This window comes from Actinomycetospora sp. NBRC 106375, assembly GCF_030269665.1.
Taxonomy (GTDB): Bacteria; Actinomycetota; Actinomycetes; order Mycobacteriales; family Pseudonocardiaceae; genus Actinomycetospora.
Map to the genome: position 1 here is coordinate 1 of NZ_BSTS01000035.1, position 24,359 is coordinate 24,359.

The 24,359-nt window shown below is 65.2% G+C and carries 24 protein-coding genes and 1 pseudogene; 14 read left to right on the plus strand and 11 right to left on the minus strand.

The features are described 5' to 3' along the window. Positions 1-159 precede the first annotated feature (159 nt). The 3 genes from QSK03_RS31260 to QSK03_RS31270 are packed head-to-tail and all read left to right on the plus strand — an operon-like array spanning position 160 to position 2,057. Positions 160-504 carry a hypothetical protein gene (locus tag QSK03_RS31260; protein ID WP_285659540.1) on the plus strand — a complete coding sequence of 115 codons (345 nt, stop codon included), beginning with the start codon at positions 160-162 and terminating at the stop codon, positions 502-504. Continuing rightward, a complete protein-coding gene (locus QSK03_RS31265) occupies positions 491-1,642 on the plus strand; it encodes a hypothetical protein (RefSeq protein WP_285659542.1) in 1,152 nt (383 codons plus the stop codon). Before QSK03_RS31260 ends, QSK03_RS31265 begins: the two co-directional genes overlap by 14 nt. Then, complete coding sequence (locus QSK03_RS31270; RefSeq protein ID WP_285659544.1) at positions 1,560-2,057, plus strand: gamma-glutamylcyclotransferase family protein; 498 nt, start codon at positions 1,560-1,562, stop codon at positions 2,055-2,057. Before QSK03_RS31265 ends, QSK03_RS31270 begins: the two co-directional genes overlap by 83 nt. Positions 2,058-2,350: 293 nt before the next feature. Here the strand turns inward: QSK03_RS31270 and QSK03_RS31275 are convergent, their stop codons facing one another. The 3 genes from QSK03_RS31275 to QSK03_RS31285 form a co-directional block, all read right to left on the minus strand. Continuing rightward, complete coding sequence (locus tag QSK03_RS31275; RefSeq protein WP_285659545.1) at positions 2,351-2,758, minus strand: hypothetical protein; 408 nt, start codon at positions 2,756-2,758, stop codon at positions 2,351-2,353. Between the two features lie 625 nt (positions 2,759-3,383). After that, a complete protein-coding gene (locus QSK03_RS31280; protein WP_285659547.1) occupies positions 3,384-3,983 on the minus strand; it encodes an RNA polymerase sigma factor in 600 nt (199 codons plus the stop codon). 411 nt (positions 3,984-4,394) lie between these two features. Further along, complete coding sequence (locus QSK03_RS31285) at positions 4,395-4,673, minus strand: hypothetical protein (protein ID WP_285659549.1); 279 nt, start codon at positions 4,671-4,673, stop codon at positions 4,395-4,397. A 1,125-nt stretch (positions 4,674-5,798) separates the two neighbouring features. Between QSK03_RS31285 and QSK03_RS31290 the strand changes: the two genes are divergently transcribed. The 4 genes from QSK03_RS31290 to QSK03_RS31305 all read left to right on the plus strand — a co-directional run bounded on the left by QSK03_RS31290 (position 5,799) and on the right by QSK03_RS31305 (position 9,648). Beyond that, entirely contained in the window at positions 5,799-6,662 is an 864-nt protein-coding gene (locus QSK03_RS31290; RefSeq protein ID WP_285659592.1) for a putative PEP-binding protein, read from the plus strand. A 303-nt stretch (positions 6,663-6,965) separates the two neighbouring features. Then, a complete protein-coding gene (locus tag QSK03_RS31295; RefSeq protein WP_285659551.1) occupies positions 6,966-7,439 on the plus strand; it encodes a hypothetical protein in 474 nt (157 codons plus the stop codon). Next, positions 7,436-8,758 (plus strand): PLP-dependent transferase, encoded by a 1,323-nt coding sequence (locus QSK03_RS31300; protein ID WP_285659552.1) that lies wholly within the window; start codon positions 7,436-7,438, stop codon positions 8,756-8,758. Before QSK03_RS31295 ends, QSK03_RS31300 begins: the two co-directional genes overlap by 4 nt. 5 nt (positions 8,759-8,763) lie before the next feature. Beyond that, positions 8,764-9,648, plus strand: coding sequence for a putative PEP-binding protein (locus QSK03_RS31305; protein WP_285659554.1), 885 nt, complete (start codon positions 8,764-8,766; stop codon positions 9,646-9,648). Between the two features lie 19 nt (positions 9,649-9,667). On the opposite strand, the gene QSK03_RS31310 is transcribed toward QSK03_RS31305, so the two are convergent. Genes QSK03_RS31310 through QSK03_RS31325 form a run of 4 tightly spaced genes read right to left on the minus strand, consistent with a single transcriptional unit; the run spans position 9,668 to position 13,909 of the window. Further along, positions 9,668-11,230, minus strand: a complete 1,563-nt coding sequence (locus QSK03_RS31310) for a condensation domain-containing protein (protein ID WP_285659556.1) — start codon at positions 11,228-11,230, stop codon at positions 9,668-9,670. After that, positions 11,223-12,155 (minus strand): sulfatase-like hydrolase/transferase, encoded by a 933-nt coding sequence (locus tag QSK03_RS31315; RefSeq protein WP_285659558.1) that lies wholly within the window; start codon positions 12,153-12,155, stop codon positions 11,223-11,225. The genes QSK03_RS31310 and QSK03_RS31315 overlap by 8 nt, the downstream gene beginning before the upstream one ends. 27 nt (positions 12,156-12,182) lie before the next feature. Next, the gene (locus tag QSK03_RS31320; protein WP_285659561.1) at positions 12,183-13,169 is read right to left on the minus strand and encodes a hypothetical protein; all 987 of its coding nucleotides are present in this window, start codon (positions 13,167-13,169) and stop codon (positions 12,183-12,185) included. Next, positions 13,169-13,909: a hypothetical protein gene (locus tag QSK03_RS31325; protein ID WP_285659563.1), complete on the minus strand. Its 741-nt coding sequence runs from the start codon at positions 13,907-13,909 to the stop codon at positions 13,169-13,171. Before QSK03_RS31325 ends, QSK03_RS31320 begins: the two co-directional genes overlap by 1 nt. A gap of 483 nt (positions 13,910-14,392) precedes the next feature. Here QSK03_RS31325 and QSK03_RS31330 point away from each other — a divergent pair, with 483 nt between their 5' ends. The 3 genes from QSK03_RS31330 to QSK03_RS31340 are packed head-to-tail and all read left to right on the plus strand — an operon-like array spanning position 14,393 to position 16,806. Further along, positions 14,393-15,025, plus strand: a complete 633-nt coding sequence (locus QSK03_RS31330; protein WP_285659565.1) for a hypothetical protein — start codon at positions 14,393-14,395, stop codon at positions 15,023-15,025. Between the two features lie 24 nt (positions 15,026-15,049). Then, positions 15,050-15,889, plus strand: a complete 840-nt coding sequence (locus QSK03_RS31335) for a glycosyltransferase family 2 protein (RefSeq protein WP_285659567.1) — start codon at positions 15,050-15,052, stop codon at positions 15,887-15,889. Beyond that, positions 15,886-16,806, plus strand: a complete 921-nt coding sequence (locus QSK03_RS31340; RefSeq protein WP_285659570.1) for a nucleotidyltransferase domain-containing protein — start codon at positions 15,886-15,888, stop codon at positions 16,804-16,806. Before QSK03_RS31335 ends, QSK03_RS31340 begins: the two co-directional genes overlap by 4 nt. A 21-nt stretch (positions 16,807-16,827) precedes the next feature. Here the strand turns inward: QSK03_RS31340 and QSK03_RS31345 are convergent, their stop codons facing one another. The 3 genes from QSK03_RS31345 to QSK03_RS31355 form a co-directional block, all read right to left on the minus strand. Further along, entirely contained in the window at positions 16,828-17,994 is a 1,167-nt protein-coding gene (locus QSK03_RS31345) for an acyl-CoA dehydrogenase family protein (protein WP_285659571.1), read from the minus strand. Beyond that, entirely contained in the window at positions 17,994-19,166 is a 1,173-nt protein-coding gene (locus QSK03_RS31350) for a hypothetical protein (protein WP_285659573.1), read from the minus strand. Before QSK03_RS31350 ends, QSK03_RS31345 begins: the two co-directional genes overlap by 1 nt. A gap of 396 nt (positions 19,167-19,562) precedes the next feature. Continuing rightward, positions 19,563-19,772 carry a hypothetical protein gene (locus QSK03_RS31355; protein WP_285659574.1) on the minus strand — a complete coding sequence of 70 codons (210 nt, stop codon included), beginning with the start codon at positions 19,770-19,772 and terminating at the stop codon, positions 19,563-19,565. A gap of 831 nt (positions 19,773-20,603) precedes the next feature. On the opposite strand from QSK03_RS31355, the pseudogene cysC reads away from it, so the two are divergent. Further along, positions 20,604-21,143 (plus strand): annotated as a pseudogene (gene cysC, locus QSK03_RS33315) (adenylyl-sulfate kinase); the annotation flags it as partial. A gap of 1,071 nt (positions 21,144-22,214) precedes the next feature. Here cysC and QSK03_RS31360 read toward each other — a convergent pair. Beyond that, positions 22,215-22,901 (minus strand): TetR/AcrR family transcriptional regulator, encoded by a 687-nt coding sequence (locus tag QSK03_RS31360; protein ID WP_285659575.1) that lies wholly within the window; start codon positions 22,899-22,901, stop codon positions 22,215-22,217. A 147-nt stretch (positions 22,902-23,048) separates the two neighbouring features. Between QSK03_RS31360 and QSK03_RS31365 the strand changes: the two genes are divergently transcribed. From QSK03_RS31365 to QSK03_RS31375, 3 genes are all read left to right on the plus strand, one after another. After that, positions 23,049-23,795 carry an SDR family NAD(P)-dependent oxidoreductase gene (locus QSK03_RS31365; RefSeq protein ID WP_285659576.1) on the plus strand — a complete coding sequence of 249 codons (747 nt, stop codon included), beginning with the start codon at positions 23,049-23,051 and terminating at the stop codon, positions 23,793-23,795. A 62-nt stretch (positions 23,796-23,857) separates the two neighbouring features. Continuing rightward, positions 23,858-24,007 carry a hypothetical protein gene (locus QSK03_RS31370; protein WP_285659577.1) on the plus strand — a complete coding sequence of 50 codons (150 nt, stop codon included), beginning with the start codon at positions 23,858-23,860 and terminating at the stop codon, positions 24,005-24,007. A gap of 64 nt (positions 24,008-24,071) precedes the next feature. Continuing rightward, positions 24,072-24,353, plus strand: coding sequence for a nuclear transport factor 2 family protein (locus tag QSK03_RS31375; protein WP_285659593.1), 282 nt, complete (start codon positions 24,072-24,074; stop codon positions 24,351-24,353). Positions 24,354-24,359: the final 6 nt, after the last annotated feature.

Consider the following 24,359-nt stretch of genomic DNA (forward strand, 5'->3'; position numbering starts at 1 on the left):
CCCGGGTCGTCAAACGAACACAGATCGGCGACAAACTCACCAAACGAGCCCACCACCGCCAAGTCCGCCACCCCGACGCACCCAAGATCCTCATCGAGCCCCCAGCCGCTTAAGTCAGCGGCATTGGTGTCGATCCAACGAGTGCACGATGTCGGACACATGACTAAGTTCGCTTGCGTTCTTTCTCCGCCGATCGAACCTGGCGGAGTCGGGATCGTTTCCTATACGACTCACGGAGGTCGATTCGTCAGCGACCACTATTGGCAGCAGTCGACCCCCCGCCATACTCGTCATCTGACCCTGACGATCCGGCATCGCGGCGTCGACATGCTGATGGGGTGCAACGCCGTCGAGGACCAGCCCGACGGTTCTCAGCTCTCCGCCATCAACGACCTGCTCTGTTCCGAGGATGACGAAGGCGCCCTGATAACGTTGACGCGAGATTATCTCCGCCCCGGACAGTCGGTCACGATTCGTTGGACGGTATCGCGTGGCCGATCGTGATCGGTTGGAACGTGCCGTTCGTGGTTGGCACGATCTCGAGGCGAAGAGCGACTCCGGCGCGGTCATCGACTTCGACTGTGCTCCCGACGTCGTGGGCGACGAGTTCGCCGACAGGTTCGAGGTCCTCGACCGTCTGCTGACGCTCCGGTCCGAGGCGGACGGCGACGTGGATGTCGTCCGTTCCGCGGACGCGCACATCGCCTACGCGCGAGCGCTTCTGGGCGAGCGGCGGAGTCTGACCGAGTACCTCGAGTCCACACAAGGAGCTCCCGGCGCGGGGTGGACCGACGACTACATCGCCGCCATCGGCGACGTGGCGCGCCGTGCGCTGGCCGACGTCGACGTGGCGTGGAACGAGCACACCCGCATCGAGCTGGACAGCTTGAGCCCGGCAGTGACCACCGGGGACGCCGGCGACGTCATCCGTGAGTACGCCCGCGAGTACGAGGGGATCGTCCGACGCCTCACCGGCGCGGAGAGCACCTTCGATCTCACCGTCGAGAGCGTGGATGTCGACGCCTACTGGTCGTACTGGCTGGACGGGGCCGGTCGCAGCGCCCGGATGCGCATCAACACGCGGAAGGCGTCGTTCACCGAGGTCGATGCCTATCGGTTCGCGCTGCACGAGGTGCTCGGGCACGCGTTGCAGTACGCGAACCTGACCGACGCCTCAGAACGGGTCGACGTCGCGTGGCCCCGTCAGCTCGCCGTGCACTGTCCTCATCAGGTCCTCTTCGAAGGTCTGGCCCAGGTGCTGCCGCTGGCGGCGCGGCCGGACGACGAGCTCGTGCGGGCCCGCACCCGCCTCGATCACTACGTGCAGCTCGTCAACTCCGAGCTCCACCTGATGATCAACGACGGCGCCGACGCCTCGTCCTGCCGCGATCACGCACTCGGCAGAGCGCCGTTCTGGCGTGGCGGCGACGTCTCGGCGGTGCTGCGCGACAGGTCGCTCGACCCGCAGCTCCGGTCCTACCTCTGGGCCTATCCGGCCGGCATCGATTGGTTTCTCAACCTTCACGATGCCGGCGGTAACCTCCTCGAGGAGGTACTGCATGCCGGTTATCAGCGACCGCTTGTCCCGCGCGAGCTCGAGCAGCTCTGGCCCGCCGGACCGCGGATCGGCGGGAACGCCTGAGCTCTTCGTCTACGGCACCCTCGCCGACGACGACGTGGTGCGGACGCTGATCGACCGGGTGCCCGCGGCCCAGGAGGTCAGCGCGCCGGGGTGGAGGGCTGCGCATCTTCCCGACCTGCCCTATCCCGGCCTCGTCCGGGACGACGACGCGGAGGCACGCGGGCGGGTCTACACCGACCTCACCGAGGACGAGTGGGGCGTGTTCGATGCCTTCGAAGACCCGACCTATGTGGTCGAGCCCGTGCACCTGAGCTCCGGCCGCGCCGGCCTGGCCTACGTCTGGCCTCACGAGGTCCTACCGGCCAGCTGGCACCCGGGCTCACTCGAAGGCGCGGAGAGGCAGGCGTATCTCGACCGGTGCGCGCGGTGGCGTTCGCGCTGGGAAGACCGCGCCCGAGGCAACGGCCAGCACTAGGGGTGGCTCTCGTCGGTGATCGGCGACACGCCACTCGCTCGAAGGACCCCACGGTTCAGCCTCGCTGCTTATGTCGGAGGTCGTGTCTAACGTCAGCTCGTGCCCGACGAACCGCAGCCAGAAGATCACGATCAGCCGCCGTCGACTGTGCTTACGCGACTCGTCCAGGCCGGCCTCTCGGAGGATCGGGCGCGGACCTGGATCACGAACGGCGGGGCGCGGGTCGACGGCGAGCCGGTGACCGACGTGGATGCTCCCGCGGCACCGCCTAGTCGCGTCGTCCTCTATCCCTCCTAGTCCGCCTGCCGCGAGCCCTCGGCATCGGCGGCCGCGGCCAGCAGCTCGGTGAATCTGTCGGGGCCAACTCGGACGTAGAGGTCGCGGGCGTCCTCGCCGGGGCGTCCGAGCAGCACCTTGGCGGTCGGCAGGGCTCCGAGGAGACGGTCGAGGCACGCGAGCCCGGCGTCGTCGTGGTCAGGGACGACGACGACGTCCACGCCTTTCAGCGCTCGCGCGAGCTTCTCGAGCGGAGGGCTCCCGGCCCCGCCCGCCCACGTCGTCGCGTACACACCGTGCAGGGCGTCGCAGGACGACTCGCTCTCGCAGAGGACGACCGTCTCCCCCGCGGCCGCCGCCATCCCGACCTCGTCCTGCCGATAGAGAGGCAGGTCAGCCTCGCGGGCGCCGAGCAGACCCGGCACCCACTCCCCACGCCGGTTCCGCGACTCCCACCGGATGGCTTTCGAGCCGTCCGGCCGGCGAAGCCGCTGCTTGGCGTGGTCCGGGCCATAGGGATGCCACGCCTCGTGTCGGTAGCCGCCGGCTCCAGGGTGACCACCAGGGTGTTTGAGTTGCGGCCACTCGCGGCGCAGGGCCTTCAGCTGGACATATCGGGGTGGTGAGACACGGGGTGGGCGCTGCAGGTGACTCGGGCGCAGTCCGAGCGCTCGGAGGACCGCGGTGACCGAGCATCCGGCGTGACAGTGCAGCCACGCCCCGCGGTCGTCGTCGCGCCGCCCGATCACCAGCGAGGTGGAGTGCGCCTCGGTGTGGGCGTGCGCGGGGCATTGCCACTTGCGGCCGGACCGGCGGCAGCCCATGGCGGTGAGCACCTGCATGAGCCACTGATCAGCAAACGGGGTCGGCGGTTCGGACGTGGCGCGCTGGCGAGGGATCTGCTGATCAAGGGTCGTCCTGGTGTGGGCCTCGGCGTCGGCCATCGCGCTCTCCTCAGGCTTCTCTGGTGGAGTTCCCCGTGGTGGGGTGTTCAGACCTGGCGGGGTGGCCGACCAGCCGCGATTGCACGGCTGGTCGGCCAGGGCGCCGTCAGTCGGGATCGAGAGCTGTGGTGATCGCCCCGCCGCGGGAGACCGCAGTGGCCATGAGCTGGCGGGCGCGGTTGCATCGGCTCTTGACGGTTCCGCTCGCCACGCCGAGCACGTCCGCCGCCTCCTGAACGGACAGTCCTCGCAGCCACACCAGCGTGATCGCGTCCCGGTGGTGCTCGGGCAGGGTGTCGAGCATCTCGGCGAGCACGATGCGGGCGTCGGCGGCGGCGTAGTCGTTGCTCGGGGCCGCGATGTCGAGCCCAGCGGAGAGGGTCGACGTGCGCCGGATGCGAGCCCTTCGCAGACGGTCGATCGCCTCGTGGCGCGCGATGCTCCACAGCCAGCCCATGACGACACCAGTGACCTCGTGGTCGGGGCGGGCGAGCGCGGTCAGGGCGCGGACCCAGGTGGTCTGAACGACGTCGGCGGTGTCCTCCTCGTGGTGCAGGACGCGGCGAACCATCGCGCGCAGGGCCCTCTCGTGACGGCGGATCAGAGTGGTGATGGCCTCCAGATCGTTGTGCTGGCGGTAGAGCTCGACCAGCTCGTTGTCGCTCAACTCCTGGTAGCGGTCCCCGTGGGTGACGTGATCGGTCATCTCTGCTGTCCTCCCGGACGCGACGTGAGCCGGGGCGAGAAGCCGACGCCGCCGCCCTTGCCGGGCCGCCGCTGCCATTTCCTTCGCCCCGTGGGGCGCGAGTCGCGTTGAGGGGCGCGGGGCAGGTCCCCGGAGGGGACCGTCGGGGGTTCGGCCTCCTCCGACCCGGTGGGCCCGCCCCCAACGGCGGCCGTCAGGCCGAGCGGCGCGGCAGAGCGCGGGAGGGCTGCGGCGGGGTCACCGGGTCGGTGCGGGGCCGGTTCATCGACGGCTTGCCTGGCCCGTGCCCCTCAGACTCGGACGCCCCACGGGTAGAAGGAAGGTAGAAAGACAGCGCCGCGCAGCGGCTCCGATCAGGGCCGGAGGCCCCTGGCCGCCGGGCCGTGAGGTGCCGAGCGAAGGCGAGGGCCCTCAACAACTCCAGTTCATGCCCGACTGCGGCGTGCCGGCCACCGCCTCGAATACCGCCGCGATCATCTGATCGGTTGCCGCGACGTCCGCAGGGCGCGTTGGTTCGGCGTCGTCGAGGGCCTCGCTGTACGCCACCGCACAGAGAGCTTCGGCGGCAAGGTCGTCCGTCAGAGCGAGCTCCCTCAACGTGCGCTCGGCCTGGGCGTCACCATCGAGCGCAGCGGCGAAAAGGGCGATGGTGCGGTCACGAGGTGGGGCGGAGTGCAGCTGACTCGTCATGCACAGCTCGACGCACCCAGGGCCCGGCTGGTTCCTGGGAATCCTCGGCGCGGTTTATTGTCTACGCCTGCGGGATGACGACGACCGGTCGTCGCTGACGCAGGCCGGCGCGGAGTTCCTCGGCCGTAGCCGGGTCCGGGACCAGGAGCCGAACCCACGGTTTGACGCTGTCCGGCAGCGCCGCAGGGTCGGGCAGACGATCGCGACGACCTGGCCGTGAACGAGCAGGGCCATTCCATGACCGTAGGCGGCGTGCGGCTCGGTATAGGCCGGCTCCGCGCGCAGCACGGACTTCATCCACGCCACGGCGGGTACCAGCAGCGCTTGCTGAGCATAAGCTCACGATTCGTACAGGGGCACCGAAGGTATGCCGCGCAAAGTAATGCTGCGCGCGCAGTTCTACCCCCGCGGTCGGGGTGGGAGGCGATGATGCCGAAGGCGTGGTCACCGATCCGTTCCAGCCCGAGGACGACTTGCGTACATATGCGACAACCCCGCAGCCACGGGCGTATCACCAGCACCAAACACCGTAGCGCAGATCGGGATCACCTAGTCGATGGACACCCGAGGCATGGAGAACGCCCCCGAACAGCTCTCCAGCGGGCCCTCATGGCACTCCAATGTGGAGCAGCAAGCCAAGGGCCATAATCACTGCGGTGGTGATCACGGATTCGCTTAGAGCGAATCTCGAGCTCACAACGACCACGCTCTGCGCGCCCGAAGGCGGCATTCTCGCCTCGGTACTCGCGCTTTGAAGTGGCAAGCACCGGGTTGTGAACAACGTCAGCGCGAGCCACAGAATTATGCCCGAGGCCAGCACCCAACCAGGGGCACCGGCTCGGGGCACGCGGCGACGACTCCCTACGGCCATAGCCGTTCTTCAGTGTCAACTGGGGGAACTTCGCGCGTTCATGTTCACGGCCGCACCGTCGGATGGCACACTACACGTACCGCGCAGAGAGCGCACCGTTGCAGATGGTGGCTGTGGTTCGTTCGCCACGAATGCTCCCTCCGACCGCTGCGGCAGAATCGGAGGGCGAGACTTCGTTGCGTGAACATACCCCCACTTTGCGTGATCGCCGAGGAGCGCCGCTCATCGCGCTCAGCGGCGAGCTCCCGGATCCGATGGTGGTCGGATCGTCATCCGGTGTGGGATTCATCCGTTCGGAATACCTTGTGCGATCGTCTGGTACCTATTGGTCGCAGAGTGAGTGCCGCCGCCACGTTGCCGAGTACGTATCGTCGGTCGTGAGCCGCATGGACGGACGACCCGTTTGGTACCGCCTCTCAGACTTAGAAGCGCGAGACGTCAATTTGCTTGCCGGGTGCGACTTCTTCCACCAGGACGACAATCCGCTCCTCGGCCCACGTGGGATGCGACGGGCAGCCCTGTCACCGGCTGGGCTAGACCACGAGTTGACAGTTGTCGCGGAACTCTCCGCCCGCTACCCCACTCTAGGGCTGGTTCTCCCATTCTGCCGCGACGCGCGTGACGTTGAGTTCGGCGTCGCAGCCGCGCGGGCTGCCGGTTACGGAGGCCCGATTGGGGTCATGGTTGAGGTGCCGGCGGCGGCCTTGGAGGCCCGCACAATCATGACTTTGGGAATCGACTACTGCGTAGTTGGTCTGAACGACCTGACTGGCCTCGTCCTCGGCAGCGCTCGCATCGCCCCGGACTTTGACCGGACCCACCCCGCGGTGGTCGACCTGGTGCGTCGTGTGCAGCATGAGGCAGACGATCACAACGTTGACTTCGCGATCGGCGGAGACTATAACGCGCAGCTGCTTGATGTGTTCGCCGACCTTCCTGCGTCCGCCTTCGCCGTGCACTACGCGCAGTGGTCGGCTTTGGTCGACCCCTGCCTTGAGTACTACGAGGACAGAGATCTTGCGTACGCCCTCCGCCGGTGCAGTGACGAGAAGCTCGTGGCCGCTGGATCAATGGAGCCGCAGAACGTCCTCGTCACATCTGGAATGCGGCCGTCCTGAGCGTCGACAGCAGGGAGGATCGCCATGCAGCGGGAGGCTACATGCGAGGACTCATCCGTTCCGAAGGAGCTCGAGCCAGCTTTGACCCGTATTTTCCGGGAGGACTGCGGTCGAGCTGACGCTGCCGAGCTCGCACGGCGCCTAACGCAACTGTTCGAGACGGACGGTCCGTGCTCACCGCGGGCTCGCGACCTACTTGTCGCGTCGGGTGCACGGACCCAGTGGAATCGCGCCCTAAGCGCCGAGCGCTCCCGCGTCCTTGCTGCCACAATTGCGCCACTGCTCAGTGGCCGGGTCGCCGACGTGCTCAGTGGCGACGGAACCTTAACAAAAGCGATCTCCAGCCACGGCGACGTCGTCGCTTACGAACGTGTCGGTGCATATCCGACCCCGCCAGCGCATCCCACACGACCTTTCGACGAATTCACAAACATCGCACCCGGAGGCTTTGACACGCTCCTAGTCTCGACGGTGCTGCACCACGAGGATGGCCTCGACGAGCTGCTGCATAAGCTCGCCAGCGCGAGAGCTGAGCGGTGGATTGTGGTGGAGAACAGCGTGACCGAGCAGGCCCCAGTCGCCCTGCATGAGTTCGTCGACCTGTTCTTCACCCACACCCTCAACGATTTCGCGCTGGCCTGCCCGGGCCAGCACCGCACCGTAGAGGGCTGGACGTCGATCCTAGGGGCCTACGGCACCGTTCGACTGCACGCGCAGTTGCAACGGGTCCCGGGCATACCGTTCTCCTACGAACTATTCGTCGTGGAGACAAGATGACCATACAGGGTCTCCCGACCCCACGGGAGTTCTTCCACACCCGCCTCGACGGCCTGCTCGCCGAGCGGTTCGACGACGAGCTCTTGGCCCACGGCGTACGCGTGCGGTCCGCGTTGTCTACGTCAGACGACCCGGACGTCGACGACGCAGACCTCGACCGTGTCGACGACGTCCTACGGCATGCCACACAACTCTCCCTGGCCCGACACCTGGTCGCCGACAGGTACGACAGTATGGGTGAGTTCTGGGACCAGGTTCGGTTGCAGGAGGACGGCCGATCCGCAGGCACTTACTGGGATAGCTATGAGCACGGTGGACGGCGACGTGTTGAGCGGCGTCTGGCCGACGCCTACGGGAGCCCGGCCGCGCTGCTCGTCAACTCCGGCATGAGCGCGATCTACTGCGCGTTGCGCGTGCTCGGGCGACGGGCAGACGGCGTCGTAGTCCACAACCACGCATACTTTGAAACAACCCAGCTGTACGACCTGCTCGGCCCAGACATGCCGATTTACCGCTGCGACCTGACCCCGACGGAGGTCACCACCGTCCGGGGCCGGACGCGGTCGACTGAGACTGTACTCGTGGCCGAGACCGCGACCAACGCGCCGCAAGCGCACACGGTGCCACTCGAAGACGATTCGCTCTCTGGTACGACAATCCTGCTGGACAACTCTGTGCTCGGTCACGGTCTCAACTATCGAGCATTGAAGCTCGAGCTTCCCTCGGCGCGACTGGTCGTGGTCGAGAGCGGATCGAAGTACCTCTGCTCGATGGCGTCGATCGGGGTCGTATACGGAGAGAAAGATGATATCGAGGAAATCCGACTTTGGGCGAGGCGCACCGGCCAACAGCTCCAGGCTCCCGCCTTCGCACACCTCCATCCAATCGACATCGAACTCGCCAGCACTCGAGCGGGCCTGCACGGACGCGCGGCCGCCGCGTTCGCTGACGCCTTATCGCCCGACCATTGGCGTGTGCGCCTAGTCGGTCACCAACAGGCGCCGGCAGGGCTGCGCAAACTCGTCCGCGAGCACGGTCCCGGAGCGCTGGTGTTCCTTGAGCCGCTCCGCCCCACCGATCTCGACGCGGTGGTGGATGAATGGACTGCAGCTTCCCGGTCGACGCCCCGGCGGGTACGCGTACAGGCGGGATTCGGGTGGTCCTGGACAAGCACTCGAGCCTACTCGAGCCTGACGCTCAACCAGCCAGACGCGCCACGATACGTCCGAGTGAGCGTGGGACTATTGACCGAGCGCGCGGCAGCCGAGCAAGCCCGCCTCTTCAACGAAGTCGCCACCAACACGAGATTGAGGAGCTGACAGCCATGCGCGCGGCGCTCGCGCTGAGCGGTGAGGAGGCCACGGCTGACCTGCTCTGCGACTTTGATCACGTGGGGCTGGTGCGTAGCGAGTACCTCTTCCGGCAGGACGAGCTTTACCCCACGCCCACGTCGGCCCAGCCGGTCCTGCACGATTACCTTTCCGCCACGTGCGCGGCGGCGCGAGGTGCACCCGTGTGGTTCCGAACGCTGGATGTGACGACGCGGGAGGCCAACACTTTGGCCGGGGTGGAGTACAGGAACTTCGACGAGCCGTTCCCCTTGATGGGCCTGCGTGGCATCCGACGATCGATGGCCTATCCGGAGTCGCTCGAGGCCGAACTCGGCGTGCTCGCCGACGTGTACCGCGAGCAGTCGACCCTCGGCGTTGTTGCTCCGTTTGTAAGCGAGGTCGACGAGTTCATATGGTTCCGCACGCGGGTGGAACGATCGGTGGGTAGCGGGTCACGTGTAGCTGTGATGGTGGAGACACCGGCAGCCGTGTTCGAGCTTGAGAAGCTTGTCCAAGCCGGAGCGTCCCATGTGATCGTGGGTACGAACGATCTATCGTCGCTGGTCTCGGCTCGGGTACGGGTGGTGGGTCGGTCGACTCAAACCTCACCGGCGCTAGAACGGGCCTTAGCTCAGGTTCGCGACGTCACCGCACGCCACGGTGCTACGATGACAATCGCTGGCTACATCACCACGGGACTACTCGCAAGCGCTGAAGCAATCGGGGCAGACTTCGTCGCCGTGCACTACTGTGACCTCCCGAGCCTTTTTGGCGATCGGTACGCCAACTTGCCCGAGCTCGGTCACGTCGCCGCGATAAAGGCACGGACACGCCGTGCCATCGCGGCCCTCGGCCGCCCCGCCGACGGAAATATCTGACCACTGCCGCGCGATCGCTTCATTCCAAGAGCCGGAACCACGTCGCACAACGACGCGCAAACTCATGCACTAGTTCGTCAGCCAACGCGTCGCCCCAGTCCCAGGCCAAGATCAATAAGTCGCCCTCAACAAAGACACCCGCACTGGCAGCGTAAACCCGCCATGCGTTCTGCGCGGCGGGGGGAGTCGGGATCGCGCGTGTGGGAGACACGAGCCGCGACTCTGGAACAGCCTTCACCTCCGGCAAGACGGCGTTCAGAGACAACACCGAGGGCGCTGGCCCAGACCCGGCGAGGGCTAGATGGCCCAGGCCTGTGCCGAATCGACTGGCCCAGCGCAGCTGGTCGCGGACGAATCGCCGGCCAAGAGAACCAGTGTCCGCCCGTACAAGAATCGGAATCATCTCGCTGAGCCACCCGACGGTCCGCGAGACGTCGATGTTCGGCGCAAGGGTGCTGCGGCCGTGGAAAAGCACATCGATCTGCACAACGTCTTGGCCCGTCCGGTCACGTATAGCGAGGGCGCACGCAATCAAGACCGATTCGACGGTCTGCATAGAGCTGGATTGTCTTGCGCAACTATCCCACCGACCAAGATTCACCTGAGTCGAGTGAGTCGAGAGCTCGGAACCGTAGGCGGGCCCCGTTGCAGGCGACACCACTGGTAGACTGATTTCGGCGTCGGACCACGGCAACGACTGGACATACCTCGCGGCAATCTCAGTATGCCTTTCCCAGAACGCGAAGCGCGCCGACACGTAGTCCCTGAACGACGTCGAGGGATCGTCAAACCGTTCGCCGTAGTACAGCCCCTCCAGCTCGCGGCGTATCTGGCGCATGGCAATACCATCGACGAGAAGGTGGTGAGCGATGACGACGACGAAGTCGTACTCGCGGCGAGGTGAGCCGAGTGCCACCACGCGGAAGGGTTGGTCCTGAAGCGAAAACGTGGCCGTCACCTCGCGAACCGCCTCGAGGGCGCTCGCCTCGTAGCATTCGTCAGTCGAGCCGGCGGGGACCTCGATAGATACGAACGGCGCGGCGCTGTGGGATTCGACCAGATACTCCAGGTATTCCCCAGAGGACAAGTCGGCCCGAAGCCGCAGCCCGTCATGACGGGCCACCAGCTCCGTCGACGCGCGTTCGAGGGCAATGCGGTTCAGCGGCGCGCGGGTCCGCAGGAGGCGGCTCTGAAGGAGCCAATGGTCCAACGCCTTCGTACGCCTGAGGAAGTACCTAGGACGGTTGGGCAACACCCGGAGCGAATCTGATCTTGACAGCGAGGGCGGGACTGGCTCGCGCACGGACCCATTCGTCGCGCCGTCGCTCACACGCGCAAGTTCGACCAGGGACCGCAGTGTTGTAATGTCCTCAAGTTGTGCCGCGGTAATAGTCGTGCTGCTACGTTCTGCGACGGCGGCGATCAGATGCACGATCTCCATTGAGTCGAGTGACCCGCCCCACAACGATTCATCGGCCAAGTCACCGTAAGACCGCCCAACGATCGCTATGCAGACGTCATTCATCGCCGTCGCCGACAGATCGCCGCTGGATGTGTCGGAGACACCTCCGCTCTCAGGCACCCGAGAACCTCGTGTCTACGCACCCGATCCACATCGGCACGGACATCACCTGTTCGGCCGGGAAGTCGTGGCCCCAAAGCCCATCCTCGCCGAACGCTTCACCGTGGTCACCGCACACGACGACGAGCAACCGCCCGGCGAGAAGGTTCAGCAACGATCCGATCCGGGAGTCGACCGCTTCGAGGGCTTCGACCTGGGCTCCGTGGAGGATGCGCATGTCTGCGTCCCGCTGCGACGTCGCAGGAAGGCCGGCGGCGCCGTTCCAGTGGCCCGCCCATCGCCGCAAGATCTCGTCGACAACGTGACCATCGTCGTCGAGCGTGTACGGCGCGTGTGTCTCGGCGGCGTTGACGAACAGGAAGTACCTCCCAGCGTGCCGCGCGCGGGATGCCAGAGTCGACGCGTGGGTGAGGGCGAAGCTGCTTGCCGAGCGCGGCGCAAACTTATCGTGCGCGTCGTTGTCCGGTCCCCAGTAATGAAACTCATCGAACAGCGCGGGAAGCGCGCCACGGGAGAACCAGCGCACGCCGCCGGCACCAATGGTGCGGTAACCCAGCGCGCGAAACCCCGCGAGAATGTCGGGTCCGTCGAGGGACACCAGGTGACGTGGCCGTGCAGGGTGCCGTGCCGACGCGAGCCGCCACAGTTGCCGGCGCTCCTTCGAATAGAAGTCTTCGTCGGGGTCGTCGCGAACATTTGGCAGGAAACCAGCGAAGATTGCGGCGTGCGCCGGCAGGGTGAACGAGCCGTAAGTCTGCGCTCGTCGCAGCCCGCCGACGGTGTCGAGATTTGGCGTGGTCGCAGCGACGGCGGTGTCGAATCGGCAGCTGTCGACCGTGATCAGGACGATATTTCGGCTCAGTACATCGTTCGCCGACGCCAGGACTTGGGCCGCCGCGTCGGCGGTTCCAGAGATACGCGGCACTCTACTCCTTCCTGACCGACCATGGACCTAGGGCTCGAAGAACGTGGTGAGAGTCAGCAGGTGGTGCGCCTCGTAGGGCGTGAGGCTCAATCGCAAGCGGTCCAGCTGCGCTAACAGTCCTAAGCCCATCTTGTGGTTATACGATCTGGGATCGAGCAGGCTCGCGAGAACCGCGCTCACCGTGGACACAAATTCATCTCGGCACTCCCAGCCGGCCCCCGGCATCCAATCATCCAACCTCGCGAGATGGTCGCAGGTGGCAACGAACCGGTCATGCTCCTCTGCCGATGCTGGGTTAGGGAGTTCGGCGAGCCACAACGTGCACGCCTCGTAGACCGTCCACAGGGCGCTCTCAGGGACGGATGACAACGGGTGTCGGCCGCCGAGGAGCAGGCAGGCGCACCTCATCACCGTGCGGATTGCGATGGCGTACCGCGAGGCGGAGCCGTTCGGAACCTCGTACGCGCGGCACCCCGCGACAAACTCCCACGTCAGCCGCCGCCCCTTCCAGTCGGGCGCGAGCACCGTCGCGCGGAAGAACCGCGCAGCGTCCCGGGCAGCCTCCGCGGAGTCATCGGGGGTATGAACCAGCGACATGCATCGGTCGGCCGAGTTCGAGATGCTGCGCAGGCCGCACGGGTCGCGAAGCAGGAACGAACTTGGCCCCTTGATGTTGTGCAAGAGCCGAGATACGTCCCGCCCCGCCTGATCGGACCTGACGACAACCGCGATCGAGTCGTCCAACTCAAGCAGACGGCGCGTCATTGTCGGACCGTGAGCCCGGCCTCTCGCAGAGGTCTTCGAGCGGTTCCCGTGCTCGTACAACGCCGTCCTGTCTCGCTCCGTCAGGGTTCGGGCGGTCGCCGCAACAGGGTGAACGCCGTAGCGGCCCAGATGGGCACCAATTGCCGTGACGAGGCCCTGCATGATCCCATCGGGCAGGAGAAGGATGAAGCCGTGGTCGGAGGGATAAGTAGTCGGACGGTCGACGCGGGGATCATTGAACGTCGTCATCATCGCACTGGAGCGCCTGGGAACAATGGCGCGACCATACCTAGATCGATCTCGCTCGCGAACTTCGTCATAGAGCCGAGGATTTCCCAGTACTCTTCTTCGGGTACTTCCGCAAGAATCTTGTCCTGGTAGCGGACTACGTGCTCCCTCGCCTCACGGGTGAATTCCAAGCCAAACTTTCCTATTGCTCCCATCACCGCGAGGTCCTCTGGAGACTCCGAGCGCGCAACCTGGGCAGAGTACTGCCGAGTGCGCTCCCAAACTCTGGCATCTGAGGGGTTGACGCGCTGGGTGCTAAGCAGTCGGCACCAGGCCTCCTGGTTCGAAAGAAGGTCAGCCAACCGCTCCTGAATCCCATTGAAGGCGCCGTCGAACCATCCGGTGCGAGCCAAGAATGTGTCCACCGAGTACTCAACCATCGTGTGAGCCCAGCCACGCCGGCTGTCGTTCGGATCGGGCGCGGCGCATAGGTTCTTCTCGCAAGCGTCTCTATAGAATTGTTCGTACATTCGAGCGATCGTGCCCATGCGGTAGTACGCCCATCCTCGCCGTCGGGCGGGCTCGGCCAGGCGATCGCCAAAGTGAATCCACCAGTCGCCCGCGATGTGAGAGCGGATCAGTCGGCCGTTGAGATCGGAGCCCATGCCCCAGGCGTGCTCGTAGGCGAATAGATGCGTGTCGGCGTAGTCGGGCAGCATCAAGGGCCGCATACCATCGCCGAGCAGGTACTCGAGATCCACTCCAGGGAGGGACCTGCTTACGTAAGCGTGACCTAAAATATACACAGTCCGACCGTCTCCCCTCGGGCCTTACTGAAAGCCTTGGTTCCAACCGAGGACCTCGTACGCGATCAAGAAGTACGCGATCAAGAATTCTAGGTCCACTCATCGTTCCGTCGCAAGGCGTTGCGGCCACCCAACCCAGCGACCCACCCCGATGCACGATCGGGACTTGACGTCGCACTGATGGACCTCTTAGCTGTGAGCGTGCGAGGCGTGGCACCCGATTGGCGAGAAGAATCTTCCGCGCGAGTTTCTACCCCGGTACCAAACCGCAGCTTCGAGTCGCTCCTCGACGATCTACTCACTATGGAATCCGGGATAGATCCTTTGCGCGGCCAGTGGTACGCAAATCGATTCGCGAAGCCAGTTATTCCTTATCCAAGAGTGACGTCCCCGGGACGCATCGTTCGTAACGACACCGGCTCGCCTCAATGGACCAAGATGACGGTTCAGGAGTACTTCGAGACTCTGGGCGTGAGTGATTCGCGGGACCTGCGCCGTGCGCGGTACCGCGTAATCAACGCATACGGTTTCGTTGGATTCCAGTTGGGCGAGGCGGCGCTCGTCGACACCGGTCACTACCGCCCCGAGGCCGTTGTCCACGAAAGCGACGAGGGACGGAGCCTATGCGACCGGTTCTACATAGGAGGTCTGCCGGACGGAGTCTGGCGTGATGGTGTGCGTGAGGTGCTGGTCCGTCGTCCACGGACCGCACGTGACGTACTGGCGACTGACGTCAACCGTTGGCGCGGAACCTTCACCGGCAAGGATGGCATCCACGACATGGAAGACCTCAAAGACCCGGCCAAGCAGACGAAAGCCGTGCTGACCCTTTGGGAGCACAATCACCGCATCTTGATAGAGGCACGCGGAATCGCGCATACGTCTAGATCAGGGCCGGTGACAACCTCAGGTGCGCTCGCGGCCGCACATCTATGCGGCCCACATGGAGTCGTTCGGTTCTTGGCGTACGGCCGGCCACAGACCGACGAGTTCAAGACCAGCCTCGAGCGCTACCTCACGGCGTTCAGCGGCTATCGGACGCCGTACGAAGACATCGATCTCGCGGACTAAGCCACCGACTACGGAGGAGGTCAGTTGCCCCAGCCCGTGTTCTCCGTGGTGGTGCCGACCTATAATCGGCCGAGGATTATCATGCGGGCGATTCGCAGTGTCCTGAACCAGACTTTCGACAACTTCGAACTTATCGTCGTCGACGACGGCTCGACCGAGAACTATACCGCCGCCCGTTCTCTCGCCTCCCCGCGGGTCAAATGGGTCACCCACCAGACCAATCGGGGCGCAGCGGCCGCTCGTAACACCGGAATCGCACATGCGCAGGGACACCTCGTCTCGTTTCTCGACGACGACGACGAATTTCTCCCATCCTTCCTGGAGGTGACGTACCGGTACTGGGCGATCGCGCCGGATGACGCAGGGCCGAGCTGGACACAAGTACGCAAGACGGGCTTCCCGGAAGGAACTGCGCCCTCGGGAGATCACGACGGCGAGCCCGACGATCCGTTCGCGGTCGAGACCTTCCTGGCAGTCGGCACTGGCTACGGAGTCACGATTCCCGCCCGTCTGCTCACCGACGTCGGGCTCTTCGACGAGAACCTTCGCTGTGTCGAAGACACCGACCTCTTCCTGCGGCTTGTCGTGGCAGGCTACCGCCCGCGGCAGCTCTCCGGGCGCTGGGTGCTGGTGCATAGCGACGCGCCGCACCGGTTGACAGACGATTCCAACAGCGGAGTTCGCCTCCGCGAGGCCAGCACGTTAGTTACCACGTATCTCCCTCTCCTTGGAGACTATCCGACGGTTAGGGGCCAACTATTGCATCACGTCGAATGCCTCCAGACCCAGACCTTGAAGGACCGACGACGGTCTACGGACGCTCCCTTCTCGGATCCCCCCGCCGCGGATCGGCCGGCATCATGAAGCGAAAGCATTCTCTTCATGCGAGCAGAAACGCCGCTGACTTCTCCGCACGTCTCGTCGCGGAGACTGGCGCAACGCCGTCGCATCTGGTGCGGCGATTCGTCGGCCTCGAGCATCCCAAAGAGATCGTGCTCGCCGGGTCGATCCCTCAAGGCGTAGGGACCGAGGTCTCCGACGTCGACCTGCTCGTGATCACCGATGCTTCACAGTATGGCGACCGGTCGCCGGAAACGCAGGCGGACGTCGTCTACTCGGGGCTAGTGCTGGGCGAGGAGTCACCGGTCGTGCTGAGCACGGTCGCCCTAGCAGCAGGTGTCGAAATAGATTTCGCCGTCGTTGACGCGGACCGCCTCGCCGCATTGATCCGGCGGTTGTCCTCCGAATCCCTTCTACTCACGGCGCCTCAGATCCAGCTGCTCTCCGGGGTTAAGTCGGGTTGGCCTCTGATCGAACCCGATCGAACGACCCCGCATGCCGAAGGCCTCACTAACGACTCGCTAGAGATCCGCTGCACTGTTCGCTACTACGTCGCGGCCCTGAAGGCTCTCGAAGACGCATTGGCGGCGACGCAGGACGACGAGCGCCTCGTTTGGCACCTGAGCAGACTTTGCATTGAGCGGGGCTTCCGCGCTTACTTCGCCTCAGTGCACCACCCTCATCTTGGGGACAAGTGGTTGCGTTTCATGTCGCACCACCTGCGCTCGCCGGACGACAGAAAGGCGGCCAGATTTCGCGATGTAGCGCAGCGAGGGTCGGAATTGCTGATGAGGGGCGGCGGCGACCCTGATCGCTGCGACGAGCACCTCCGTGATGTGCGGGAGTGGCTCGACTCGCTTCGCGGTTTGCTTGCCGAGGACCTCCGTTACGGCGTCGCCCTGCGACTGTCCCCCCAACTCGACGTGACGATCACCTCGTAGCGCGCTAGGTCCCGGCCCGCCTCATGGCTCGGGCGGCGCCAGGAGCACTGTTCGCGCGTTAAGCGTGGCGATACGGTCGTTTCCGACCATGACTAGAGCGCTAAGAGCGTCTCGAACATGCCTGTTTACGCTGTGTTCCGAAGTGTTCGCGTAGCCCGCTGCGCCGCACAGCAGCAAGGCGTTCTGGCAGATTCCGGCGACAAGCTGCGAACAGACCAGTTTCACATTCCTAATGCGGAGTGCGTAAGCGGAGGCGGCGCGGCCTGAGGGCCACTGATCAGCGTGCTGCTCAAACTCGGTCGCCGCGCCCCGGACGGCCGAACGGAGTAGGTCGAGTTGCCCGTGGATCTCAGCGAGAATCTGGTTGCTCGCCGACGGCACGGTCAGTCCATCAAGCGATCCTTTCTCCGCACCGAGCCGCGACCAGGCTACCGAGACCGCGTCCGCCGCAAGGCCGAGCCAGACCGACCCCCAAAGAATGTGACTGCTCGGGACCATGGTCCGCGCGAGGACTTCGCGGCACGGTTCGTCGACGATATGGTCGGCGCGAACATTTGCCACGATACGTCCCGAGGGACTGCACGTTCCGCGCATGCCTAGCGCATCCCACTTGTCGCCGAGAGTCTCGAGCGAGTAGTCGTCGCGCTCCAGCAGGACGAGGACCTGGTCGGATAGCGCCGCTTGCGCCGATCGTCTTGCCGTCGCGAGGATGGCGTCTGCCTCGCAACCATAGGAGAGCGTCGGGCAGAGCTTCGTCAGCCGGTACGGCCCGGGATCAGCACCTTCGACGGCGGCCATGCTCCGACCGATGTCGCCTCCTACCCCTGCCTCAGAAGTCGCGGACGCGACGAGCCACTGGGCCCGTGCGGCGCGCTCGAGCCAGGCCTCGATGGCAACCTGACCACGGGCATGCCGCAGGAGACACAGCACCTGGGCCTGGTGCATTGCGAAGATCATGCCGGTTGAGGCACACGCGCGACCGAGGGTCGTGCACATGACGGCTAGGGCTGGTACCGAGCACTCCATGCCACCGAGCTCGCTCGGCAGGGCGGCGGAGAGCAACCCTGCGTCCCGAAGCGCGTCTATGGCTTCCCGCGGAAATCGCGCGTCGCGGTCCACCGTATCGGCCATCGGTCGGGCGACCTCCTCGGCGACGCGCCGAACAGCGTCTTGGGGCTGCGCAGTCATCAGTAGGTGCTCCACCGGTCGAGCGCCCCAGCCACGCGGCGGCGCAACTCCGCATCGACCTCCCGAGCGGTCAGCTCGCGATCCCGAAACCTGTGCGCGAGCCCCGTGCACGCATCGTTTAAGGTTTGGCGATTCCATTGCGCGAATGGCACGGCCAGGGCCGGATCGGGCTGGATGTAGTCGTCGGACTCAGGCCACAGAACGCCACCTAGACACAGCGGTCGGTCTCGTACCGGACTGCAGACCGCGTGGACGAATCGCTCCTTCACATTGACGTGGCCGAAGTCGACCACGGAGCCGCTCGGGGGGTCGGAATGAACGTCGTCGGCGAACTGAACGTTGATCCGTTCCAATCGGGCCGTGGTCCGGCCACCGAGAAGTTCTTCCAGGAACTCTCGATCGGCTGGCGGTAGCGAGACTACTAACTTCTTGTTATTGATCACCGCCATGTCTGACTCCGACCGGTCAATCTCGAGTGCGTTCATGCCGTTAGTAGTGGTGATTCCATAGCTCCGCAGCAGGAACTCGACCTCGGCCTTGGCTCGCTCTTCCTTGCTCCCCGAAAAAGGGACGCTCATGCCGTCTGTTGGACGACGATGAGCGCGACGAACGTGCATGCCAGCCGGGCCGCGCCCGAATCGGTCACTTAGAACATCGAAACCGAGATCAAGCACGGCGTAGACGGGCACTGAGGTGAACGCAGATCTCGTGTGTTCGAACACGGCGTCGACCAGCGCTTTCAGTACTAGATCGGCCAGTGCGCAACCGAGGTACTCGAGCCCGTTACCGTAATCTGCACTGACCGGTCGGACTCCCGGCGCGACCCCGGCGCCCTTCACGTCGAGCAGGCGCGCGGTCTGTGGGTCGGGTTCTGCCTTTAGGCCCGCCGTATACGCGACCGGCACGATCAGAGACCGGCCGTAAGACGGCGGCCTAAACGCGATGCGCTGGGCACTCTCATGGTCGATGGGGGTGTTGACCTCGGCCTGCACGCATTGGGCCGACGAGATGACGGCAGCATTGCCGACCAGCCAATCGTCGATGACCTTGTGGGCCCGTCGGGTCCGCCCCGCTCTATCGAGCGTGCGCATGCCCGGGTTCTGCTCCACTAGACGGTCAGTCGCGAGGGCAGGGAAATCGTGCTGGATCAGGTCGTAGTCCGCGACGACCACCGAGGCCGTCGTGACCCGGTGAACCGGTTCCGTGCGAGCTCCCAGGGCCTGATCGATTTCACCGACAGATTGACACGGCCTGCCCGACGGAGCCCGGTTCCAGCCTCGACGGCGTGTCACAATTACACTAGGTTTCGATCGATCGAAGAGCGCGCATTAGCGCCTCGTACGCAAGATCCTCCGCGCCAGCGCCGGTGGATTTCGATACGAGTTCTCGCACCCATTGCGCCAGCATTAGCTCCTCATCAGTTTTCCGGTCGCCGGATATCGACTCAGCAGACCGACGCGCTCTGGACGCCGCACCCTCATGCGCGCTACAAGCCGCGACGGAGCGCGACTCGTCAGACGTCGGCATTCGTCGGCGTCGGCAAGTCGTCCGGATGCGGAGCGTACGCTCTACTCACCCAATGAGATGGCGCGCGCAGAGTCGACTTGGTCCCGAACGCCCGCCACGAGCTGCAGAGCACGGTCGCGGAGGAGACTGTTCCACTCCTCGCGCAGCTCTTTGGTTCTCTCACCCGACTCGATGCGTCGATTCGTCAGCTCCGGATGCTTCTCCCAGAACCGACCATCCACATCCGCGATCAGCGCACGGAGATCGTCCATGACGTAGCCCCAATTCTACAAGTGCTGGTTCATCTAGGAATACCACACACCGTGGTAGCCGTCGATACGTCGTATGGGCGGTTGCCTGCGCTTCTCGCCGCCCACCACCGCATAGTCGGAAGTGGGAGGCGCCTCTCGCGGTGGCCGTCGACGTTCCATGCACGCCGCGTGAGACCCGCACTACCGCTTGTCGACCACCGGGCACGGCCGCGGTGTCCAGTCACCCTTCCAACGGCAGTCGGGCCAGCGTGTCTGTCGTGCCGGTGGCGTCTCCAGGCTATCCGGGGCCGCGCGGGCATCGGACCCGGTGTCGGGGTTCATCGTCGCTCCACCTTGGCGACGCCAAACCCTGACCCCTTCGGCTCGTCCTTCATCGTTGTCAGGGACTGTCAGTCTGGAGCCTCTCATCAGTCGGCTGAGACGGATTCGCTTCGCCGGCCTACGAGGGGAATTCTGGGCACTTGGACGCAACAGACGCGGAGGTCGCCGGACTTCCGCCAGGCGTCTGACACACCGGGCAGCGCACTTCGGGAGCGATCTTGCAAGGTGACTCCAGATCGCTCCGGGACACTGTCTACTCTGGCGAGCACCTCGCGGTGCAGATCAACAAGCGATGCGTGCCGCGCGCCGACGTGGAGCCGTTGTTCTTGCTCCGACTCGCACTCAGCGATGCGGACGTGATTGGCGGGCCCACTTCGTCGGCTCTACCGAAGAGCGGGGCGCTCCGCAAGGGCAGTGGAGCGAGAAGCGCCACCAAGAGGTTTCAATCGCGGTAGTAGCGATGTTTAGCGCCACTATTGAGACAGGGCTGTCAACCTAGCAGAAGGGAGGTCGAGTGTGGATATCCGTAGCTCAACCTTGTGGATCACAGGACTACCTTGCTCAGGCAAGTCGACCCTTGCACATCACCTCCGTATTGCCCTCATGGAGCGCAATGTACCCTGCCTTATATTAGACGGGGACGACCTGCGCAGGGGGCTGAATTCAGACCTCAGCTTCTCCAAACCCGATCGCGCCGAGAACGTTCGCCGAATCGGTGAAGTTGCTCTCCTTGCAGGTGCAGCCGGTATAGTCGCGATCGTGGCAGCCGTCAGCCCATACCGCGCCGACCGAGAGCGGGTGCGTATACGCCATCGCGAATCGCGTCACCCCTACTTTGAAATATACTGCAATACGCCAATCGACGTTTGCATGGCTCGCGACTCGAAGGGGCTCTATAAGATGGCTAGAGCCCATCAGATGAAAGGACTCACTGGCATCGACGCTCCGTACGAGCCGCCCTTATCTGCAGATTTCGTTTTCACTCCAAGTGACAGCGAGCTCCTAACGGTAGTCAATGCCGTGGTCGGCACCGACAATGACGACTGGTAGTCACGATCTACCGTGCGCGGCAAAGTCGGAGCTCCCGACCCACCGAATCTGAGACTGACCTTGATCGCCCGCGCTGCACAGCGCCTTCGAGGGAAGAGCGCCCCGAGGCGTTCGACCGGCTAGTGGCCAGTAGGGCGGGTTTGGGGCCGACGCCGAGTCGATCATCGCGCAGATGACCGTCCTCAGGAGGAGCTCGAGCTGCCCGCTCATGAGGATTGGCGACTCCGCGCCCGCTTGGCAGGAGACCGCGAGGCGTACCAATACGGCCTGATCGTGGTCTGCGGGCTCTACGGTGTCGGCTTGGTTGTGACCGTCCGAGGAGACTCGCCTCGTAGGCGGGCAGGGATGTCGGTGTGGCCGGGGTCGAAGGCTGGGCGCAGGAGTTCTCGTAGTCGAAGAGCCGCTTGTGCCACGGTTCGGCGTACTGAGTCGCCGGCTTCAGGAAGGCCGAGCCATGACGCTCGTCGACCGCGCACATGGCCAGGAAGGTTGGGTGACTGCTGGACTCCATACCGGATGCTCTTGCAGGAAGCGGGTCGCGATCACCGACCGCTTAGGTGTCCGCTTACGTCACACCACGACCGATCCCGGAGGGCCTCCGTTGATGATCGACACTCGCGAGCACGGCCACTGACCAGCAGAAACGAGCATCAGACGTCACCTCGCAAGACGTGACTCCTGTCCACTGGGTTCGGGGTTCGAGTCCCTGACGGCGCACTCTTTCCGCTGGTCACGGCTCTACGGAGCGATCTTCCAACGTGACGTTCTCTACTTTCGGGCACGCTTACTCCTGCGCGATGATCCGTTGAGCGGTCGTGTGGAGATCGCCAGGAGCCGCCCCGCCAAGCTGATCGAGTCGAGCAGCAGGCCCCCGCCGAGGGGCTGAGGCTGACGAAGCGACCGTCTTCGATGTTCACGCCGGCCTTAGCGTCCGGTAGCCGGGTGCCCGGTTCTGTCTTGCTCGATCGTGGTCTCGTGCCACGCCACCGTTGACTCCTACGGTCGGCGGGCATGGGGGAACGATCGAACGAACGGCAGTCGTGGGCAGTGCCAGACTGAAGCGCACCGGGTTCAGTGGTGGCTGGGTTCTCCCCGAGATCGGATCTTCTCTCGCCTCATCGAGTGCCGTGCGTGCACGGTCAGCGCGGCCTCCTCGACCGCACGCGCCACGCTCGCCGCGTCGGGGTCCCAATCGAGTAGCAACATCCGGGGCCAGAGGACGTAGTTGGCGATCATGCCGAGGAACTGGGTGGTCACGAGGTCGACGTCCTCGAACTGCAGGGTGCCGGCGTGCTGCTCGGCGAGTAGGTGATCGCGTACCGAGGCGAAGAACGGCATCTTCCCCAGGTCGAAATGCGTGCGCCCGAGTTCGGGGAAACGTGGGAGCTCAGCGATGACGATGCGGAACAGGTCGGCCATGCCGGGGCGGGTCAGCAAGTCCGCATACCGGGTGCCGAGTGTCGACAGAGCGGCCAGGGGATCACCGGGCTCGGGAGGGGCCTGCTCGTCCTCGGTGGCCCACGACGTGGTCACCATGGCGCTGAACAGCTCGGCCTTGGTCGGGAACTGCTTGAACAGCGTGGCGCGCGAGACCCCGGCCTCTGCGGCGACCTTCGCGAGCGAGGTGCCGTCGTAGCCGAGGTCGAGGAAGAGCCGGCGAGCAGCACCCAGCAGTGCTTCGCGATTTCTCAGGGCCAGGTCACGGTGGTAGCGCGCCGCCCCCGACGGTCGTGCCGGAGCCAACTCGTTCCCGTCCATGGCGGACCATCCTGCCGGAAACCAACCCAAGAGGCGAGCCGCTTGACTCATCTCCCCGAGGATGGTTGCTTTGTCGTGAGGTGAGCGGATCGACTCATCTCATGGATCGAGGAGGAGAGCACCATGAGACGCTTCGAGGGACAGACGGTGCTCGTGACCGGAGCGACCGGCGGGATGGGACACAGCCATGTGCACGCGTTCCACCGCGAGGGTGCTGCTGTGGTGATCGCCGCACGTGACGAGGCGGCCGCGGTCACCTCGGCCGAGCAGCTCGGGGACAGAGCGCTCGCGGTCCGGCTCGACGTCACCGACGAACAGCAATGGACGGCAGCGGTCGCCGCAGCCGAGGAGCGGTTCGGGCCGATCTCGGTCCTGGTTGCCAACGCCGGGGTCCAACACCCACCGACACTGCTCGAGGACGCCGACCGCAGCCTGTGGGACGCCGTCACAGCCGTGAACCTCACAGGGACCGCGCTCGGCATTCGAGCAGTCACACCGTCCATGCGCCGACGAGGCGGGGGCGTGGTCGTCACCATCGCCTCCACCATGGGCCACGCTGGCACGGCCGCGTTCGGGCCGTACGTCGCCGCGAAGTGGGCCGTGCGCGGACTGACCCGGACCGCGGCGCTGGAGCTGGGACGCGACGGCATCCGCGTGCTGTCACTGACGCCCGGAGTGGTGGCCACACCGCTGATCACCAAACCGCTCGCCGACGGGGTGCCGGCGATCGCCGAGGTCTTCGACCCCGAGCCTTTCGCCGTCCCGCGGATGGGTGAGCCGGACGAGATCAGCCGCGCGCTCTTGTTCCTCGCCTCCCCCGACGCTGCCTTCATCACCGGTTCCGAGCTCGTCATCGACGGCGGGCTGCTGCTCGGCCCAGCACTGCGGGCCTGAACCTTCCAGCAGGTCCGCTGGTCACAGCACCACGGCATGACTGCACCGCGACCCTCGGCCCGGTGGCCGTCGCGTCGATGCTCGCGACGGTGCGCGGCACCGGCTTCACGCGCGGCCGGCGGGTCGCGGTCGTCGGGAGGTTCGCGGCCTTCTTCGCACGCCGGGCGCTGACCCGCCCGGCATCCACCAACTCGGACGAGGGGTCACCATGACCGCCGACCCGATCGACCGCTTCCGCGAGGCGATCAACTCCCACGACCCGCGCCAGGTCGCGGACTGCTTCACCCCCCGACTACCGCACCGAGACCGCCTCGCCCCGCCGACGGGTTCATCGGGTCCGACCGCGTGCTCGCCAACTGGACGGCGATCTTCGCCCGACTGCCCGACCTGAAGGCGCAGGTCCTGCGGCGGGCGACCGCCGGCGACGAGCTGTGGTCGGAGTGGGAGATGACGGGTACCGCCTGGCCCACCCTGTACGGCCCCGTCATCATGACCACCCGCGACGGGCGCATCGACTGGACCCGCTTCTGGCTCGCTCCGGTCACGAGGCCTACCTGAGCCGCC